15 protein-coding genes and 1 tRNA gene are annotated in these 17,776 nt (G+C 65.4%); 5 read left to right on the forward strand and 11 right to left on the reverse strand.

Annotated features, from left to right (window positions below; genetic code table 11):
- Positions 1–16 precede the first annotated feature (16 nt).
- Positions 17–724 (forward strand): glutathione S-transferase N-terminal domain-containing protein, encoded by a 708-nt coding sequence (locus QRN34_RS05325; RefSeq protein WP_285402670.1) that lies wholly within the window; start codon positions 17–19, stop codon positions 722–724.
- 124 nt (positions 725–848) lie between these two features.
- Positions 849–2,744: a M61 family peptidase gene (locus tag QRN34_RS05330; protein WP_285402672.1), complete on the forward strand. Its 1,896-nt coding sequence runs from the start codon at positions 849–851 to the stop codon at positions 2,742–2,744.
- Between the two features lie 157 nt (positions 2,745–2,901).
- Here QRN34_RS05330 and QRN34_RS05335 read toward each other — a convergent pair whose 3' ends face one another.
- Complete coding sequence (locus tag QRN34_RS05335; RefSeq protein ID WP_285402674.1) at positions 2,902–3,186, reverse strand: hypothetical protein; 285 nt, start codon at positions 3,184–3,186, stop codon at positions 2,902–2,904.
- A gap of 117 nt (positions 3,187–3,303) precedes the next feature.
- Positions 3,304–4,521, reverse strand: a complete 1,218-nt coding sequence (locus QRN34_RS05340) for an acyltransferase family protein (RefSeq protein WP_285402676.1) — start codon at positions 4,519–4,521, stop codon at positions 3,304–3,306.
- Positions 4,522–4,688: 167 nt separating this feature from the next.
- Between QRN34_RS05340 and QRN34_RS05345 the strand changes: the two genes are divergently transcribed.
- Both QRN34_RS05345 and QRN34_RS05350 read left to right on the forward strand, forming a co-directional pair.
- On the forward strand, positions 4,689–5,606 hold the full coding sequence (locus QRN34_RS05345; protein ID WP_285402678.1) for a LytTR family DNA-binding domain-containing protein: 918 nt from the start codon (positions 4,689–4,691) through the stop codon (positions 5,604–5,606).
- A gap of 43 nt (positions 5,607–5,649) precedes the next feature.
- Positions 5,650–5,726 (forward strand) — tRNA-Arg (locus tag QRN34_RS05350).
- Between the two features lie 7 nt (positions 5,727–5,733).
- Here the strand turns inward: QRN34_RS05350 and QRN34_RS05355 are convergent.
- The 6 genes from QRN34_RS05355 to QRN34_RS05380 form a co-directional block, all read right to left on the reverse strand.
- Positions 5,734–6,231 (reverse strand): DUF4142 domain-containing protein, encoded by a 498-nt coding sequence (locus QRN34_RS05355; protein ID WP_285402680.1) that lies wholly within the window; start codon positions 6,229–6,231, stop codon positions 5,734–5,736.
- Positions 6,232–6,339: 108 nt separating this feature from the next.
- Positions 6,340–6,513 (reverse strand): DUF1328 family protein, encoded by a 174-nt coding sequence (locus QRN34_RS05360; RefSeq protein WP_036139180.1) that lies wholly within the window; start codon positions 6,511–6,513, stop codon positions 6,340–6,342.
- Positions 6,514–6,724: 211 nt separating this feature from the next.
- Positions 6,725–7,315, reverse strand: coding sequence for a hypothetical protein (locus QRN34_RS05365; RefSeq protein WP_285402683.1), 591 nt, complete (start codon positions 7,313–7,315; stop codon positions 6,725–6,727).
- A 131-nt stretch (positions 7,316–7,446) separates the two neighbouring features.
- The gene (gene queF / locus QRN34_RS05370; RefSeq protein ID WP_285402685.1) at positions 7,447–8,277 is read right to left on the reverse strand and encodes an NADPH-dependent 7-cyano-7-deazaguanine reductase QueF; all 831 of its coding nucleotides are present in this window, start codon (positions 8,275–8,277) and stop codon (positions 7,447–7,449) included.
- An 85-nt stretch (positions 8,278–8,362) separates the two neighbouring features.
- Positions 8,363–9,355: an aldo/keto reductase gene (locus QRN34_RS05375; protein WP_285402687.1), complete on the reverse strand. Its 993-nt coding sequence runs from the start codon at positions 9,353–9,355 to the stop codon at positions 8,363–8,365.
- Positions 9,352–9,777 (reverse strand): MerR family transcriptional regulator, encoded by a 426-nt coding sequence (locus QRN34_RS05380; protein ID WP_036139188.1) that lies wholly within the window; start codon positions 9,775–9,777, stop codon positions 9,352–9,354. The genes QRN34_RS05375 and QRN34_RS05380 overlap by 4 nt, the downstream gene beginning before the upstream one ends.
- Before the next feature lie 229 nt (positions 9,778–10,006).
- Between QRN34_RS05380 and QRN34_RS05385 the strand changes: the two genes are divergently transcribed.
- Positions 10,007–12,982, forward strand: coding sequence for a TonB-dependent receptor (locus tag QRN34_RS05385; protein WP_285402690.1), 2,976 nt, complete (start codon positions 10,007–10,009; stop codon positions 12,980–12,982).
- A gap of 173 nt (positions 12,983–13,155) precedes the next feature.
- On the opposite strand, the gene QRN34_RS05390 is transcribed toward QRN34_RS05385, so the two are convergent.
- The 3 genes from QRN34_RS05390 to QRN34_RS05400 form a co-directional block, all read right to left on the reverse strand.
- Positions 13,156–13,560 (reverse strand): acyl-CoA thioesterase, encoded by a 405-nt coding sequence (locus QRN34_RS05390; RefSeq protein ID WP_036139190.1) that lies wholly within the window; start codon positions 13,558–13,560, stop codon positions 13,156–13,158.
- Between the two features lie 318 nt (positions 13,561–13,878).
- Positions 13,879–14,907 (reverse strand): ribonucleotide-diphosphate reductase subunit beta, encoded by a 1,029-nt coding sequence (locus tag QRN34_RS05395; RefSeq protein ID WP_036139192.1) that lies wholly within the window; start codon positions 14,905–14,907, stop codon positions 13,879–13,881.
- 197 nt (positions 14,908–15,104) lie between these two features.
- Complete coding sequence (locus QRN34_RS05400) at positions 15,105–17,624, reverse strand: ribonucleoside-diphosphate reductase subunit alpha (protein ID WP_285402694.1); 2,520 nt, start codon at positions 17,622–17,624, stop codon at positions 15,105–15,107.
- Between the last annotated feature and the right edge of the window lie 152 nt (positions 17,625–17,776).

Raw genomic sequence — 17,776 nt, forward strand, 5'->3', positions numbered from 1 at the left:
GCCTGAAGGAAGCCCCATGTCCGATCTGTCCGCGTTTCCGATCACCACCCGTTGGCCGGCGCAGCATCCCGATCGCATCCAGCTGTATTCGCTGCCCACGCCCAACGGCGTCAAGGTGTCGATCATGCTGGAGGAGCTGGGCCTGCCGTACGAAGTGCATCTCGTCGACATCATGAAGAACGAGAGCAAGCTGCCCGAGTTCGAGTCGCTCAACCCGAACGGCAAGATCCCGGCCATGATCGACCCGGACGGCCCCGGCGGCATTCCGCTGGCCCTGTCCGAATCCGGTGCCATGCTGCTTTACCTGGCCGAGAAGACCGGCCGCTTCCTGCCGCAGGATCCTGCGAAGCGCTGGGAGACGATCCAGTGGTTGTTCTTCCAGATGGGCGGCATCGGCCCGATGTTCGGCCAGGTGGGCTTCTTCCATAAGTTCGCCGGCCGCGAGTACGAGGACAAGCGCCCGCTGGAGCGCTACGTCGCCGAAGCGAAGCGCCTGCTCGGCGTGCTCGATCGCCAGCTCGACGGCAAGGCATGGATCGTCGGTGACGAATACACCATCGCCGATATCGCGACGCTCGGCTGGGTCAACAACCTGGTGACCTTCTACGGCGCGCGCGAACTGGTCGGTTTCGACGATTTCCAGCACGTTATCGCCTGGCTGGAACGCGGCATGTCGCGCCCCGGGGTGGAGTGCGGTTTGAAGATCCCCGCCCGGCAACCGTGACCTCTGGCATAGGGCGCTCCCGGGGATGCCGTTTAGCATCGAGGGCTTGCGCGGACCGAAGGGGACCGCGCCGACCCGCTCGCAGGGATGGCAGGGCGACCCACACGCTCCACGGGAGAATGCATTGAAATCCACGATCCTCGCCTCCGCGCTGCTGGCCGCCCTGGCCAGCGTCGGCGCCACCGCCGTCCGCGCAGACGATGTGCCGCCGCCGGCCGATGTCGCGTTCGACGGCACGCTCAAGCTCGTCGTCGACGCCACCGACACCGACCACCGCATCTTCCGGGTCAAGGAATCGATTCCGGCCAAGGCCGGTCCGCTGACCCTGCTGTTCCCCGAATGGATCCCGGGCCACCACTCGCCCACCGGTCCGATCGACCAGTTCGCCGGCCTCGTCGTCACCGCTGGCGGCAAGCGCCTGGCCTGGAAACGCGACGAGTTCAACGTCTATGCGTTCCATGTGGACGTGCCGGCCGGCGCTTCCTCGGTGGACGTCGAGTTCCAGACGCTCACCCCGCAGGACACACGCCAGGGTCGGATCGTCATGACGCCCGACATCGTCAATGTGCAGTGGAACCAGGTGTCCCTGTATCCGGCGGGCTACCGCGCGGATCGCATCCAGGTCGATGCCTCGGTCAAGTTTCCCGCCGGCTTCCAGTACGGCTCCGCGCTGGAGCAGGCGAGCAAGAGCGGCGACACGGTCACCTTCAAGACGATCGACTACGACGATCTGGTCGATTCGCCGGTGTTCGCCGGCCGCTACTTCAAGCGCGTGGACCTGGACCCCAACGGTCGCTCGCCCGTGCACCTGAATATCGTGGCCGACAGCGCCAAGGCGTTGGAAATCACGCCCCAGGGGCTCGAGGCGCACCGCAAGCTCGTCCAGCAGATGGACAAGCTGTACGGCGCGCGCCACTACAACCACTACGACTTCCTTCTGGCGCTGAGCGACAAGCTGGGCGGCATTGGCCTGGAGCATCACCGCTCCTCCGAGAACAGCGCCGATCCCAACTACTTCACCGAGTGGGACAAGAGCTGGCTCGGTCGCGACCTGCTCTCGCACGAGTACAACCACTCGTGGGACGGCAAGTACCGTCGCGGTGCCGACCTGTCCACCGCGAGTTTCAACGTGCCCATGGGCGACAGCCTGCTGTGGGTCTATGAAGGCCAGACCCAGTTCTGGGGCAATGTCGTGGCCGCCCGTTCCGGCCTGGTCTCGCAGGACCAGGCGCGCGACCTGCTGGCCATGGTCGCGGCCACCTACGACAAGAACCGTCCGGGCCTGTCGTGGCGCAGCATCGGCGACACCACCAACGATCCGACCATCGCGCAGCGTCGCCCGCTCTCGTACCGCAACTACCAGATGAGCGAAGACTATTACTCGGGCGGCCAGATGGTGTGGCTGGACGTGGACACCAAGCTGCGTGAGCTGACGAAGAACAAGCGCAACCTGGATGATTTCGCCAAGGCGTTCTTCGGCATGAAGGACGGTGACTGGAAGGTCAACCCGTACACCTTCGAGGACGTGGTCTCCACCCTCAATGGCATCGCGCCGATGGATTGGGCTACCTACCTGCACGAGCGCATCGACGGCAACCGCAACGACCTGGAAGGCATCGAGCGGGGCGGCTGGAAGCTGGTCTACAACGACAAGCCCTCCGAAGCGGTCAAGGCGTACGAGTCACGTCGCCACTTTACCGACATGACCTATTCGGCCGGCTTCGCCGTGTCGTCCAAGGGCGATATCTCCGACGTGCGCTGGGACGGTCCCGCGTTCAATGCCGGCCTCTCGCCGGGCATGCATATCGTTGCGGTCAACGGCAAGGAATTCGACGGCGATGCGCTGAAGGATGCCGTCACCGCCGCCAAGGGTACGTCCGCCCCGATCGAGCTGCTGGTGAAGAACTTCGACACCTACAAGACGATCAAGATCGACTACCACGGTGGCCTGATGTATCCCCACCTGGAGCGCGACAAGAGCAAGCCCGACTGGCTGGGCGAACTCTACAAGACCAAGTGAACGATCGAAGGGCCCCGCAAGGGGCCCTTCTCCTTTGGTGCTCGCAGCAACCATCTCCTTCGACGCTTATGACTCCCGCCCCTTCGGGGTAGGAGCGCACGATGTGCGCGAAATCGCTTGCCAGGCCCGCCACGAAACTAAAGGCCGCGTGGTCGTCTCACGCCATATTGTCAACGTAAAGCCTGTCTACTGTGATGCTTCCGAGCCAGGGAATGTCGTGCAATCTAGCGATATATTCATATACCGCTCCATCGTCAAAAGTGATTTCCAGTTTCAGGTCGTACGCAATGCCCGTGATCACTTGCGACGTCCCGGAGATCAGCTTCGCCGAGACCACTTTCCGTGAACCGTCGCTTTCAGAAGAAACTTTATCGACAACGCATTTCACAAGCTTTGCGTAGTTCTCATCAGTCGGATCGATGGGGGTCTTTTCGCCGCTCATGCCTGCATCTCCATGTCGTAATCATCAGCACCGGATAGCGCATCCCCAGCATAGAGCGAGCCGCTCGTTTCTACCCAGGCGGACAGACCCTCGTCGATGATTACATCTTCCGGGTTTTCAACGCGTTGCCACTCCTGTGCCAAAGCTGCCCCTCGAAACCTCCCCCGGCCTTGCCTTCAGCCCGAACAGCGGCCGGATGAACGCCACGCGCCGAATCACCAGCTCGTGCAACAGCGCGCACCCCACCACCGTGCCGCCGATCACCAACGTGGGTTCCAGCCAGGCACCCAGGCCCATCGGCTTGAGCACGAACACCAGCAGCACGATCAGGCTCTGGTGCAGCATGTACCACGGGTACACCGCCTCGGTGGCGTAGGGCAGCCAGCGGAACGGACGGTCGAGCAACACCTTGCCCCAGCCCAGGATCGCCAGCAGCATGGTCCACAGGTAGAGCGTCTCCATGGAAGCGGCGAAGGGGTGCCAGAAGCTGTCCGGAATGCGATACGCGATGGCGTCCGGCGGCAACAGCTGACCCGCGAGGCGCAAGCCTAGCCACACGGTTACGGCGATCATCGCCGTGGCCAACATACCCTTCCGCATCGACACCACGCGATCCCAGACGGCGCCCTCACGGGCCAGCAGGTAGCCGGCGAGGAAGACGAAGCCGTACTTGGCATGCTGGTACCAGTCCCCAAAGAACGCACCGCTGTCCGGGTAGAGCGGATGCAGGCACAAAAGGAAGCCGGTAAGGACGGCCGTGGGCGCGCCGATGAACAGGACGGCGGGCGCCCGGCAGAAGGCCGCCAACGCACTGCGCACCCACGGCAGCGACAGCAGCGGCATCGATGCGGCAAGGATCAGCGTATATGCCCACAGATAGGGCAGGTACCAGAGATGGTTCCACGTGATGCCATGCTCCCAGCCGGTGAAGCTGTGCGGCGGCCACGGGCGCACCTGCCAGTACCGAAGCAGGAATTCGCCGAACCCCGGCACGACGTGCCCGCTGGCCACGCCTTCGCAGTACGGCTGGATCGGCACGACCACGAACATGCCGAAGACCAGCGGCAGCATCAGCCGCCAGGTTCGCTGACCCGCGAAGCGCAACAGCCGACCCTCGGGTGCGGCCAGGGCGATCGCGATGCCCGAGATCATGAAGAGCAGGCACATCCGCCAGCGGTTCATGAAAAGCATGGGCCACTGCAGCCACTCGGCGGTGTGGGCGCTCTTGATGTGGAAACCCCAGTCGGCCACGTAGGCCATGCCGGTGTGATAGAGGATCAGCAGTCCGAAGGCGATGACGCGCAGGGCGTCGATGTCGTGGCGGCGGGTGGTCATGGCATGGCGTCCGGGGCGATGTACAGCCAGATTGGGTCGCGGGGGCACCGCGGGGCCAGCATGATGGGTCGTAGCAGGGGCGATGAGGGACGAACGGTGGGCCCTGTGGGACGAACGACCGTCCCTGTCGAGCTCCTCGGGCCTGCGCGGACGCTATCATCCGTCCGATGGATACACGCCCCACACCGCCCGGCCAGGCACTCGACCTCGCCCACCGCCGCCGGCGCGTCTTCATGACCGCCTTCTGGTTGCTGGCGTTCGGCAGCGGCGCCGTTGGCAATCTCCTGACTGGCCGGATCGACGCGGAGCGCTATGGCGTCCCTGTCGCGACCTGGCAGATCGCGGTCAACGAGTTCAGCAGCATGCTCGTCTCGCTGGCCATGCTGCCCCTGCTGCTGCGCGCTTGCGATCGCTGGCCTCTGCACGCCGACACCTGGCGCCGCTACCTGCCGCTGTATGTCGCGGGTAGCTTCGTGTGGTGCGCCGGGCACATCACCGGCATGGACCTGCTGCGCTGGCTCGGGTACGCCATGGGCGGGGCGGACTACAGCCCGGGCGCGTTGTGGCAAGAGGCGATCTACGAATACCTCAAGGATGTCCGCACGTTCTTCCTGATCGTGGCGGTATGTCACCTCGTGGAGTGGTTCGGCCGGCACCTCAAGGGCGAGGCCAGCCTGCTAGATGCCCCCGACGAAGGGCCGGCGGTGGAGCCGGTCGACCGGCCGGAGCGTTTCCTCGTCCGCAAACTGGGCCGCGACTTCCTGGTTGCCACGGCGGATATCGAGTGGGCGCAGGCGTCGGGTAACTACGTCAACTTGCGCGTGAGAGGTCGCGACTACCCGCTGCGTTCCACGCTGGCGGCCCTGGAGGCGAAGCTGGATCCGACCGTGTTCATCCGCGTGCACCGCAGTTACGTCGTGCAACTGGGCCAGGTGACCTCGATCGAGCCGCTGGAGGCCGGTGAGGCCCGGTTGCACATGGCCGACGGCACCGTGCTGCCTTGCAGCCGTCGTTACCGGGAAGGTGTGCGGGCCGCCGCCGGCGGCACCGAACCGCTGGCGGCGCGGGCCGTATCGCAAGGCTAGGCCACTCCCGCGATTCCCGCTACAATGCCCGACCGCAGCATCAGCGCCTGTAGCTCAGCCGGATAGAGTAGTGGCTTCCGAAGCCATTGGTCGGGGGTTCGAATCCCTCCAGGCGCACCATCTCCCGTCAGAACGGCGGCAAGCTCCCCGCTGATTTCTCATGTTCCTTCAGTAGCGGCAGTTGTGAGCGCGCATAGTCGCGAACCTCCACGTCATCGCCCTTTTCGGCTTCCAGTTGGTAGAGGCCGGTGGTCTGCTTGTGGTCGCGCACCACCGCATCCGAGTACGCACGGTCGAACGCGGCGCCGTCCAGCGCCTTGATCCGGTCGATCTCCTGCTGCTGGGCCGGCTCCGGGGCGACGGCGATCTGCACGCCCTTGCTCCCGGCCAGCCTGGCCAGCGCCTCGTTGGCCTGGGTGTGGTCGGCGACCATGCTCGCCGCATAGGTTTTCACGTCCTTGGACGATGCCTGCTCCGCCGCGAGCTTGCCGAGCGCGATCTGCGTCAGGCTGGCGCTGCTGGCGCGTCGCACGAAATCGGTGTCCGCGGTCGTGGTCTTGACCGCCTGTGCCGCAGCCGTGCCCGCGAGGACCAGCGACAGCAGTGCCGTAAGGATTCGGGTCATGAGCGGGTTGCCTCTGAGGGGAAGACGGATGCTTCGGTCGACGAGACAAAGAACGACGCCCCGGTTTGGGGCCGGGGCGTCGTTCCTCTTACCTGGATATGTCGCGGCTTATATGCGCGGCCCGCGACGCAGGCCGCCGAACAGCAGCGACAGGATGAACAGGATCAGGAATACCACGAACAGGATCTTCGCGATGCTGGCGGCACCCGCGGCGATGCCGGTGAAACCGAAGATCGCGGCGATGATCGCGACGACGAAGAAGATGACGGCCCAATGCAGCATGATGATTCTCCTGGATGCGGGTTTCGATAAGGCGCCCCGCCGGGCGTCCATCGCCGCGTCGAGTCGGGGTGTATTCGACCACCGCGTTCCTGAAACCGATGTCTTCGACAGGTGAGTCAGCGGCTCACCGCGTCTATGCATGGCGTACACGCAAAAAAAGAGAGCCGCTTGCGCGGCTCTCTTTTTTCGACGGGTGCCGGGAGGGGAAGAATTACTTCTTCTTGACCTCGAACGCCTCGTTGCCCACGGTCTGGCCGTTGAGCGCGATGGTGACCTTGTACTTGCCTTCCGGCCACTCGTTCGGATTCTGGATCTTGAACGTGGTGACGGCCGGACCATCGGTGCTGATCGACTGGCTGATGTCGCTCACCGTGGTGGCGGTCTCGCCGTCCTGGAAGGTCCACTTGGCGTTCAGCGTGGCACCGGAGGTGGTGCCTTCGGTGGCGACCGAGGCGTAGATGGTCTTGTCGTTCGGCGCGAAGGCCGTCTTCGCCTTGGCGACCTTCTTGTCGGCGCCGACGGCGCTACCCAGGGTGACCGTGCCGACCTTCAGCGATTCGCTGGCGGCGACGGGAGCGGCCGGGGTGGCGGCCGGCTGGGCGGCGGGTGCGGCGGCCGGAGCGGCAGCGGCGGTGCCCGAGGCGGCCGGAGCCGTTGCCGGCGCGGTGGCAGCCGGAGCCGGGGCGGTGGCGGCAGCGGCAGGTGCGTTCTGCTGGTCTTCCTTCTTGCCGCAGGCGGTGAGGATCAGCAGGCCGGCGACGGTAGCCGTGCAGAGGGCGGACGAACGGAAGGAAAGCTTCATGTCTGGGTTCCGAGAATGACGAGTCAGGTTCGAACGGGGGCGGCGTCGGGGCCGATCCCCATGGCCGCCGCAGAGTACAGGCTACACAACTAAAGGCAAGACCAATGAAGAATGCATGAATGCTGCATTCATTATTGTCGCGCGCCGCGCGGATTGCCGGGCACGGCGTTTCGATCGGTGCTGCGGAAGGGGTTGATGTCCAGGCCGCCGCGGCGGGTGTATCGCGCGTAGACGGACAAGGCTTCCGGGGCGCAACGCGCCGTCATGTCCATGAAGATGCGCTCGACGCATTGCTCGTGGAATTCCGTGTGATTGCGGAACGACACGAGGTAGCGCAGCAGGCCGGCCTGGTCGATGCGAGGGCCGCGGTAGGCGATCTGCACGCTGCCCCAGTCCGGCTGACCCGTGACCGGGCAATTGGAACGCAGCAGGTGGGAGACGAGCACCTCGTCCACGGTGCCCTCGCCGGTGGTGGCGAGGAAATCCGCGCGCGGCGGGCCGTAGCAGTCGATGGCGATGTCCAGGCTATCCAGCAGGGTGCCTTCCGGCTCGGCCAGCGCGGTGCCGTCCAGGTCGCCGGGCGCGCGCAGGATCACGTCGGCCACGCCACCGGACGCCGCCGACAGGTCGCGCTGCAGGATGGCCTGTACGGCGCCTGCGTCAGCCAGGCGTTCCTGGGCGAAGCTGTTGAGGTACAGCTTGAACGACTTGGACTCGACGATGTGGGGCGTGCTTGCCGGGAAGCGGAATTCCGCGACGGCCACGACCGGCTTGCCCCGCGTATCCAGCCAGGACAGCTCGTAGCCGTTCCATACATCCACCCCGTGGAATGGCAACGCGCCAGCGGCGATGCCGATCTCGTCGCGCTTGCCCTGGCGGGGAATGGGAAAGAGCAGGCCCGCGTCGTAGCGGTCTGCGTACACGGTGGACTTGCCCAGGGGCGAGTGTTCGGGGGACGACATGGCGACCACGGCAGGAAACAGGTCGCCATTATAAAGGACAGCCGCGCCCGGCCCGTGCCGGCCCGCGGCGCGGCTGTCCCGCCATTCAGGCGTTGACGAACGCCATCATGCTGGTCTGATAGCGGTCGCCGACCGCCGCGTCGGCCGGGAACACCGCATCGATCTCGGTCACCTCGGCCGCGGACAGGGCCACCGCGTCGGCGGCGGCGTTTTCCTCGAGGTACTTCACGCGCTTGGTTCCGGGGATCGGCACGATGTCCTCGCCCTTGGCCAGCACCCACGCCAGGGCCAGCTGGCCGGGCGTGCAGCCCTTGTCAGCGGCGAAACGGCGCACCTTCTCGACGATGGCGAGGTTCTTGTCGAAGTTCTCGCCCATGAACCGCGGACTCTGGCGCCGGTAGTCGTCCTGGGCGAAGTCGTCGGGGCGGGTAATCGCTCCGGTGAGGAAGCCCCGGCCCAGCGGGCTGTAGGCGACCAGTGCGATGCCGTGCTCACGGCAGGCGGCCAGGGTGCCGGTGGTTTCCGGGTCACGCGTCCACAGCGAGTATTCGCTCTGCAGCGCGGCGATCGGGTGCACGGCGGCGGCCTTGCGGATCGACTCGGCCGAGGCCTCCGACAGGCCCAGGTAACGCACCTTGCCTTCCTCGACCAGCCGCGCCATGGCGCCGACCGTCTCCTCGATGGGGACGCTCGTGTCCACGCGGTGCTGGTAGTAGAGGTCGATGTGATCGGTGTTCAGGCGGCGCAGGCTGCCTTCCACCGACTCGCGCACGTAGTCCGGCCGGCCGCTGATGCCCCGCTTGGCGGGATCGTTCGGGTCGCGCACGATGCCGAACTTGGTCGCCAGGAATACGGCATCGCGGCGCCCCGTGAGCACGCGGCCGATCAGTTCCTCGTTGGTGTGCGGGCCATAGGCGTCGGAGGTATCCCAGAAGGTGATGCCCAGGTCCAGCGCACGCTCCAGGGTGGCCACGGATTCCTTCTCGTCGCCCTGGCCGTAGAACTCGCTCATGCCCATGCAGCCCAGGCCCTGGGCCGAAACGTCGGGACCGTGTTTGCCAAGCTTGCGTGTCTTCATGCGTGTTTCCTTGCGGAGGGGGAGGGGATGTCGTCGGGGAACGCGGCGCCGGACTCACCATAGGCCGAGCGATACATGGCGATCTTCGTGTCCAGCCGCGCGATCGTCTCGGTCAGGGTCACCAGTTCACCGCGCAGGAACGCGGCGTGGCGGGCCAGCAGGTCGCCGCGGCGGCGGATGCTTTCCGGGGTCTCGCCTTCGCGGCGCAGTTCGGAATACTCCTGCAGCGTCCGCATCGACATGCCGGTGGCGCGCATGTGGACGACGAAACGCAGCATGGCGAGTTCGTTCTCACCGTAGATCCGCTGGCCGCTGCGTCGGGGTACGGGATCGATCAGGCCGATCTGCTCGTAGTAGCGCAGCGTGTGCACGGTCAGGCCGGTGGCGAGGGCTGCCTCGGCGATGGTCAGGGTCGTGGTCATGCCGAAAGCCTACGCCTTCGAGTGCACTCGAGGTCAAGCGTTCGGGCAGCCAAGACAAAAGCCGAAGCGCTGGCTTGCTGCGCCGCAACTTGCATCGAGGGAATTTCAGCTTATAAGGCTATTCGGGCATATATGAATCGTTGATGCGTATATAAACCGTCGTGCGCCAATGGGGGTTGGCGCCGGTCGGTATCCACCTGACCAAACGCTCGCACGGGGAAAACAAGGGATGAACACAGTCGGTTTGCGGCGCAGCATCGTCGCCAGTTCCATCGCGCTCGCGCTTTGGGCGCCAGCCGTTTTTGCGCAGTCGGCCACGCCGCCGACCGGCACCACCGATAAGCCAGACAAGGCCGTCGAACTGAAGGCCGTGACGGTGACCGGCTCGATGATTCCCCGCGTGGAGGTGGAAGGGCCGGCGCCGGTGGTCACCATCACGGGCGAGCAGATCAAGCAGCAGGGCTACACCACGCTGTGGGAATTCCTCGACTCGTTGCCGCAGGTCGGCCAGCAGATATCCGACTCCGCAGCCTGGGGTTCCAGCTCGGTGAATGCGCGCTCGGTGAATCTTCGTGGCCTCGGCCCGGGCTTCAGCCTGCTGCTGATCGACGGCCACCGTATCGTCGACTACCCGCAGCCGCTGAACAAGCAGAGCAACTTCCAGAACTACAACAACCTGCCCACCGGCATGATCGACCATGTCGAGGTACTCGCCTCCGGCGCCTCGTCCATCTACGGCTCGGACGCGGTGGCGGGCGTGGTCAACGTGATCCTGAAGAAAAACTACAAGGGTGACGAGCTTCAGGTGACCGGCGGTGGCGCCACGCGGGGCGGACGCGCCTACGGCGACATCAATTTCTTCGGCGGCCGGTCGGGCGAAAACTGGCGCGTCGTCTACAACCTGGAGAAGTCGAACCGCACGGCCCTGTGGGGCATGGACCGGCCTTACCAGGATTCCGTGGCCGATGCGGGCTACGGCTCATGGAGCCCGGCATCGCGCATGTTCGGCTACCAGTACGACGCCGCGGGGTCCATCGCCCTGTCCGTCATGAACGGCAACGGCCAGTACATCGCGCCGCCTGCGGGCACGTGCGAGAAGTTCAGCAACTCGCGCCTGGCCCAGTCGCATACCGTGTCCACGAACGGCACGCAGATCACCGGCGTGACGGACAACGGTTCGTACTGCGCGCAGCCTGCCCTGTTCCAGAACTGGGTACTGACGCCGGGCAGCCGCAGCAACAACGGCTACGTGTCGGGCGAATACGATTTCAGCAACGGCATGCAGCTGTACGGCTCGGCGGCCCTGTACCGCACCGTCGGTATCTCCAACACCCAGTTGAACGTGTTCGGCTCCGGGCCGTTCTACGACCAGACGACCGGACAGGTCATCCACCAGGCCATCCGCCAGCTGACCGCGCAGGAAATCGGCACCTCGGCCAACACGCACGACCGCGAGCAGAACTGGAACCTGCAGACCGGCGTGCGGGGCACCGTCTTCGACGGCAGGTTCAATTGGGACCTGAACCTCAATAGCCAGAAGTACATCGTGCGCGAAGACTTCACCGGCTACAACGCACAGGCCATGAGCCGCTTCTTCCTCGGCCAGCAGCAGGGCACCACGGCCGACGGGTTGCCCATCTACGCGATGAACTGGCAGCAGTTCTGGAATCCCATCACGCCGCAGCAGTACAGCCAGTTCGCCGTGAACGGCGAGAACACCTCGTCGTCGTCGCTCGACCAGGCGCAACTGCGCCTCAACGGCGACCTGTTCAAGTTTCCGTGGGTGGACGAGGCGGTGGGCTGGGCGGCGGTGCTGGAAGCGGCGCACAACACCTTCAAGCTCTCGCCCGATGCGCGTGCCCAGGACCCGGCCACGTTCCAGAACCCGTTCGGTGCCTACCTCACCGGTGGCGGCACGCGTCAGCGGTATTCGCTGGGCACGGAGTTCCGCGTGCCGCTGCTGGATTCGGTGACCTGGACGCTCTCCGGCCGCCTGGACAAGTACAATGACGCCAGCAGTGCCGACGTCGCCCGCACCTGGGGCTCAGGTATCGAATGGCGCCCGTACGACGGGCTCCTGCTGCGTGGCAGTTACGGCACCAATTTCAAGGCGCCGGACATGCAGGCCATCTACCTGACCGGCTCCACCTCGCCGGTGGGCGACTACATCGACCCGCTGCAGTGCGTGAATGCGATCAAGGCGGGCCAGAACAACAGCACATGGTGCAACCAGGTCCAGCGGCCCACCTCGCAGTACTACACGCTGTTCACCAACGGCAGCCGCCTGCTGCTGCCGCAGACCGGCCACTCGTGGACCTACGGTTTCGTGTGGCAGGTACCGGGCGTGCAGGGCTTGTCCGTGTCGGCGGACTACTGGCACATGGGCGTGGACAACGCCATCCAGTACCTCGACCAGGGCACTGTGCTCAACGACGAAGCCGGCTGCCTGACCGGCACCAAGCCCAACGGCACGTCCGGTCTGTCGCCCTATACGGCGCACGTAGCGGGTTCGGCCTACTGCCAGATGGTCACGCAGATGGTGAAGCGCGATGCCACCGGGCAGATCCTTACCGTGCAGTCCGGCCCGATCAACGAGGCCTCGCTGTATGTCGGCGGCATCGACGCGTCGCTGGATTACAAGTTCCACACGGACGGCTACGGCGACTTCCGCGCGGGCATCAATTACACCGACAACCTGTCGTACAAGCAGCGCGTGCTGGCCTCCGACGAGTTGCAGAACACCCGTTACCAGAACGTCGCCAGCCGGGTCACGTGGATCGGCGAATGGAACAGGGGCGCATGGAACGTGTCGATCTCCGGCACGCGCGCCGGCAGCATGCGCGCGCCGAACTACGACGGTTGCGACACGCTGCCGAACGGCATCCAGCCGGGCATGGTCACCGTACCCAACGGCGGGCAGCAGCTGGCCACCGGTGTGTGCCAGGTCACCCAAGACGGCAACCAGGTCACCGTGGCCGATACGACCTACAAGGGCCACACCCCCGTCTGGATCACCTGGAACGGCTCCGCCGCCGTGCAGATCAATCCCGACACGCGCCTGAAGCTCACGGTATCGAACATCTTTAACAAGGTCGGCGCGATTCCCTACTACGCCGGCGGCTTCGAGTTCGTCACCACGGGGCAGACGGCCTCCGAGTACAACGGACGGGAAGTGTTCCTGACCTTCGATTACAAGCTCGACTGAGCTGCGGTCCGTTGGGTAGGGGCGGCGGGTGAGCGACGACGCGAGCCACGCCGGCCTGCTCGCAAGCGACACAGCAAGCTGCGCCGGCCAGCTTGCGAACGATGCTGCAGGCTGCGCCGGCCTGCTTTCATCTACTCGGGAAACCGCCAGCGGCGCGTGCGGTTTCCGTGGTGTCAGTGGTCGGCGGTGGCGACCGGCAGCGGCGCGACCGGTGTCGGCTTATGCTCCGCGTCCAGCGCGATCATGGTAAAGGTGCCGCGGGTGCACAGCTCACGGGCGCCCGTGATCAGGTCCTCGGTGTACATCGCCACGTCGATCTTCATCGAGGTGCGGCCGACCGACACCACGGTGGCGATCAGTTCCACCATCTGGCCCTTGCGCACCGGCACGTGGAAATCCACCTGCTCGGAGCGGGCGGTGACGACGATCTGTCGGGAGTAACGCGAAGCGGCAAGGAAGGCCGCCTTGTCCATCCACGCCAGCGCCTGCCCGCCGAACAGCGTGCCGAGGTGATTGGTATGGTCGGGGAAGACGATTTCGAGGACGCGGGCCTCGATGGGACGGTCGATCTCGGTCATGGGGACGCTTCCTGTTGCAATGCAGCATGCATCTTACAGGACGTCCGCACGTACGGGACGCGGGTGCCGCACTTACCGAATCGTTTGGGCGGGGGGTAGGAGCGCACGCACGTGCGCGAACCCTCAGCCTCCAACTGAGGCGAAAGAAGCCGACCGTCTAAACCAGCGAGCGTTTCCGTGCATCCGGTATCGCGTACCAGGCTCACGGAAACGCTCGCTCGCCTGGAGCGGTATGGCATCGGTTGCCCTTGCCGTGGAGAGGGTTCGCGCACGTGCGTGCGCTCCTACACCCTCGTTTCTTGAACGAGGGTTCTTGTTTCAGAACGACTGGTCGAAGGCGACCTCGCCCTGCACGCCCACCTGGTACGAGGAGACGCGGCGCTCGAAGAAGTTGGTCAGTTCCTGGACGTCCTGCAGGTCCATGAAGTCGAACGGGTTCTTCGCGCCGTATTTCTTCGGCATGTCCAGCTGGACCAGGCGCTGGTCGGCGCAGTATTCGAGGTACTGGCGCATGTCGGTGACCGAAAGGCCGGCCACGCCGCCGGAGAGCACGTCCGCCGCGAATTGGGTCTCGCAAGCGATGGCGTCTTCCAGCATGGCTTCCACTTCCTGGCGCATCTGGTCGTCGAAGAGGTCCGGCTCCTGCTCGCGCACGGTGCGCACCACCTCGAAGGCGAAGGCCATGTGGCCCGACTCGTCGCGGAACACCCAGTTGGTACCCGAGGCCAGGCCGTGCAGCAGGCCGCGCGAACGCAGGTAGTAGACGTAGGCGAAGGCGGCGAAGAAGAACAGGCCCTCGATGCAGGCCGCGAAGCAGATCAGGTTGAGCAGGAACTGGCGGCGGTGCTCGCGCGTTTCCAGGCGGTTGAGGTTCTGGATCGAGTCGATCCACTTGAAGCAGAACTCACCCTTCTGGCGGATCGAGGGAATGCTCTCGATCGCGTCGAAGGCCTTGTTGCGCTCGCTCGGCTCCGGAATGTACGTGTCCAGCAGCGTAAGGTAGAACTGCACGTGCAGCGCTTCCTCGTACAGCTGGCGCGAGAGGTACATGCGCGCCTCGGGCGAGTTCACGTGCTGGTACAGGTTGAGCACCAGGTTGTTCGACACGATGGTGTCGCCGGTGGCGAAGAACGCCACCAGGCGATGGATCAGGTGCCGGTCGGCGTCTGACATCTTCGACTTCAGGTCGCTGGTATCGAGCGAGAAGTCCACTTCCTCCACCGTCCACGTGTTGCGGATGGCCGAGCGGTACATCTCATAGAACTGCGGGTACTTCATCGGCCGCAGGGTGAGCTCGAAACCGGGATCGAGGATATGGGTGTCGCGGGCGACGGGCAAAGCGGACATCGGGGCTACCTCAGAAAGGATGGCGCCAGGCACGGCGGCACCGTGGCGCGTGTAGCGTGGCACGTGTAGGAGCGCACGCTGTGCGCGAAAAGCCAACGAAGCGGAGATGCAGCGCGATCCGCAGCGTTGCCGCGTCGTCGCGTTGTTGGTTTTCGCGCACAGCGTGCGCTCCTACATGGGTCGTCGTGCGTGGTCGGTTACTGGCAGGCTTCGCAGTATTCGGGGTTCTCGAGCGAGCAGAACACCGCGGCTTCGGCCTGTTCCTGCGCATCGGCTACCACCGGCGCACCGGCCGTGGGCAGCGCGGCCGACGACGAGCTGACCGTGGTCTTGGTGATGCGGGTGGCGGGACGCGAGCGCAGGTAGTACGTCGTCTTGATGCCGGACTTCCAGGCGTACATGTACATGGACGACAGCTGGCCGATGTTCGGGTTTTCCATGAACAGGTTCAGCGACTGGCTCTGGTCGATGTAGGCGCCGCGGGAGGCGGCCAGGTCGATCAGGGCCTTCTGCGGCAGTTCCCACGTGGTGCGATACACCTCGCGCAGTGCGGCCGGGATGGACGTGATGCCCTGGACGGAGCCTTCGGCGAGCTTGATCTGGTCGCGCACTTCGGCGGTCCACAGGCCCAGCGTCTTCAGCTCGTCCACCAGGTAACGGTTCACCACCAGGAAGTCGCCCGACAGCGTCTCGCGCTTGAACAGGTTGGACACCTGCGGCTCGATGCACTCGTAGCAGCCGGCGATCGAGGCGATGGTGGCGGTCGGCGCGATGGCGATGACCAGCGAGTTGCGCAGGCCCTTCGCCTTGATCTTCTCGCGCAGCTCGGCCCAGCGACCGTCGACGTCGGTCGGCGTGGCGGCCGGCCAGTAGTCGAACTGCAGCTCGCCGTTGGCCGCGCGGGTTTCCTCGAAGCCGGGATGGGCGCCGTCACGCTCGGCGATCTCGTTGGACATCGACAGCGCGTGGAAGTAGATCTCTTCCTGGATGCGCGAGGACAGCTTCAGCGCTTCCGCGGAGTCGAAGGGCAGGCGGAGCTTGAAGAAGACGTCCTGCAGGCCCATGACGCCAAGCCCGACCGGACGCCACTTCATGTTTGCCGTCTTCGCCGTGGCGATCGGGTAGAAGTTGAGGTCGATCACGCGGTTCAGCTGGCGCACGGCGGTGCGCACCGTGGTGGCGAGCTTGTCGTAATCGAACTGGCCGTCGACCACGTGGCGGGCCAGGTTCACCGAGCCGAGGTTGCACACGGCGGTCTCGCCTTCCGAGGTCACTTCCAGGATCTCGGTGCACAGGTTGGACAGGTGGATGACGTTTTCCGGACGGGCGGTCTGGTTGCTGGTGGCGTTGGAACGATCCTTGAAAGTCATCCAGCCGTTGCCGGTCTGCGCGAGCGAGCGCAGCATGCGGGCGTACAGCTCTCGCGCCTTGATCGACTTGACGGCCAGGCCCTCGGCCTCGGCCTTCTCGTAGGCGGCCTCGAAGGTGGCGCCCCAGGTGTCGACGAAGTGCGGCACGATCTTCGGGTCGAACAGCGACCAGTCGCCGTCGGTCTCGACGCGGCGCATGAACAGGTCCGGCACCCAGTTGGCCAGGTTGAGGTTGTGCGTGCGGCGCGCGTCGTCGCCGGTGTTCTCACGCAGCTCGAGGAATTCCTCGATATCCGCATGCCAGCTTTCCAGGTACACGCAGGCGGCGCCCTTGCGCTTGCCGCCCTGGTTCACCGCGGCCACCGACGCATCGAGGGTCTTCAGCCACGGTACCAGGCCGTTCGAATGACCGTTGGTGCCCTTGATCAGCGAGCCGCGCGAGCGGATACGTGAATAGGCCAGGCCGATGCCGCCGGCGAACTTCGACAGCTGGGCCACGTCGCCGTACTTGGCGTAGATGGACTCCAGCGCGTCCTGAGGCGAATCCAGCAGGAAGCACGACGACAGCTGCTCGTGCGCGGTGCCGGCGTTGAACAGGGTGGGCGAGCTGGCCAGGTATTCCAGCGACGACAGCATGCGATACAGCTCGAGCGTCTCGGCCACGTCGTTGCCGCCGAGGGCGCAGGCGATGCGCATGAAGAAGTACTGCGGCGTCTCGATGACGAAGCGGCGGGTCGGGTGGCGCAGCAGGTAGCGGTCGTAGACCGTGCGCAGGCCGAAGTATTCGAAGCGGCGCGAGCCGGCGGTGTCGATGGCATCGTTGAGCTTGCGCGCGTTGACCAGCACGAAGTCACGCAGGCGCTCGTTGAGGATGCCCAGCTCGAAGCCGGTGCTGATCGACTGCGAGAACGACTGGATGTCCTGGCCGGACACCTCCTTGTCGACGAAGGCGGCCAGGAGGCGCGCGGCCAGCTGGCCGTATTCCGGTTCCTCGGCGGTGAGCGCCGCGGAGGTGCGGATCGACAGCTGGTCCAGCTCCTGCGTGGTGGCGCCGTCGTACAGGCCGCCGATGGTCTTCAGCGCCACGCGCATCGGGTCGACCGCGAACAGGCCATCGGCGCTGCGGGTCACCGCGCGCACGATCTTGTTCACGTCGACGGCTTCCTGGCCGCCGTTGCGCTTGGTGACGCGCATCTGGCCGGGGTTGTGCGGCGGCGTCAGCGCGAACGCCGGCGGCGGCTCGTTGCGGTAACCGGCAGCGGGTGCCTTGTCCGCCGGGGCGGGGGAGGTAACGGCCGTATCGGCTGCTTCGGTGCGCTCGCGCGCGGCGGATTCCATCGTGGTCATGTCAGGCGTGCCCCAGGGCTCGGTTCAAACTCCCGTTCCCTCGGACGGGGCTCGAAGCGGTGGGCCGGCGGAAAAGGGTCGCGTCGGAGCACGCCATCGGGGGCTCCGGACCGCGACGTGCCTCCCCGCGGAAGCCGTCACCACAAAAACCG

It is taken from the genome of Luteibacter sp. ME-Dv--P-043b, assembly GCF_030209605.1.
In the GTDB taxonomy this organism is placed as follows: Bacteria; Pseudomonadota; Gammaproteobacteria; order Xanthomonadales; family Rhodanobacteraceae; genus Luteibacter.

Excerpts from the sequence above, each read along its gene's own strand:
- QRN34_RS05340 (WP_285402676.1), bottom strand. The coding sequence starts at position 4,521 with ATGACCACCCGCCGCCACGACATCGACGCCCTGCGCGTCATCGCCTTC.
- QRN34_RS05325 (WP_285402670.1), top strand. The coding sequence starts at position 17 with ATGTCCGATCTGTCCGCGTTTCCGATCACCACCCGTTGGCCGGCGCAG.
- QRN34_RS05365 (WP_285402683.1), bottom strand. The coding sequence starts at position 7,315 with ATGAAGCTTTCCTTCCGTTCGTCCGCCCTCTGCACGGCTACCGTCGCC.
- QRN34_RS05390 (WP_036139190.1), bottom strand. The coding sequence starts at position 13,560 with ATGACCGAGATCGACCGTCCCATCGAGGCCCGCGTCCTCGAAATCGTC.
- QRN34_RS05360 (WP_036139180.1), bottom strand. The coding sequence starts at position 6,513 with ATGCTGCATTGGGCCGTCATCTTCTTCGTCGTCGCGATCATCGCCGCG.
- QRN34_RS05345 (WP_285402678.1), top strand. The coding sequence starts at position 4,689 with ATGGATACACGCCCCACACCGCCCGGCCAGGCACTCGACCTCGCCCAC.
- QRN34_RS05395 (WP_036139192.1), bottom strand. The coding sequence starts at position 14,907 with ATGTCCGCTTTGCCCGTCGCCCGCGACACCCATATCCTCGATCCCGGT.
- QRN34_RS05375 (WP_285402687.1), bottom strand. The coding sequence starts at position 9,355 with ATGAAGACACGCAAGCTTGGCAAACACGGTCCCGACGTTTCGGCCCAG.
- QRN34_RS05380 (WP_036139188.1), bottom strand. The coding sequence starts at position 9,777 with ATGACCACGACCCTGACCATCGCCGAGGCAGCCCTCGCCACCGGCCTG.
- queF (WP_285402685.1), bottom strand. The coding sequence starts at position 8,277 with ATGTCGTCCCCCGAACACTCGCCCCTGGGCAAGTCCACCGTGTACGCA.
- QRN34_RS05385 (WP_285402690.1), top strand. The coding sequence starts at position 10,007 with ATGAACACAGTCGGTTTGCGGCGCAGCATCGTCGCCAGTTCCATCGCG.
- QRN34_RS05400 (WP_285402694.1), bottom strand. The coding sequence starts at position 17,624 with ATGACCACGATGGAATCCGCCGCGCGCGAGCGCACCGAAGCAGCCGAT.
- QRN34_RS05335 (WP_285402674.1), bottom strand. The coding sequence starts at position 3,186 with ATGAGCGGCGAAAAGACCCCCATCGATCCGACTGATGAGAACTACGCA.
- QRN34_RS05355 (WP_285402680.1), bottom strand. The coding sequence starts at position 6,231 with ATGACCCGAATCCTTACGGCACTGCTGTCGCTGGTCCTCGCGGGCACG.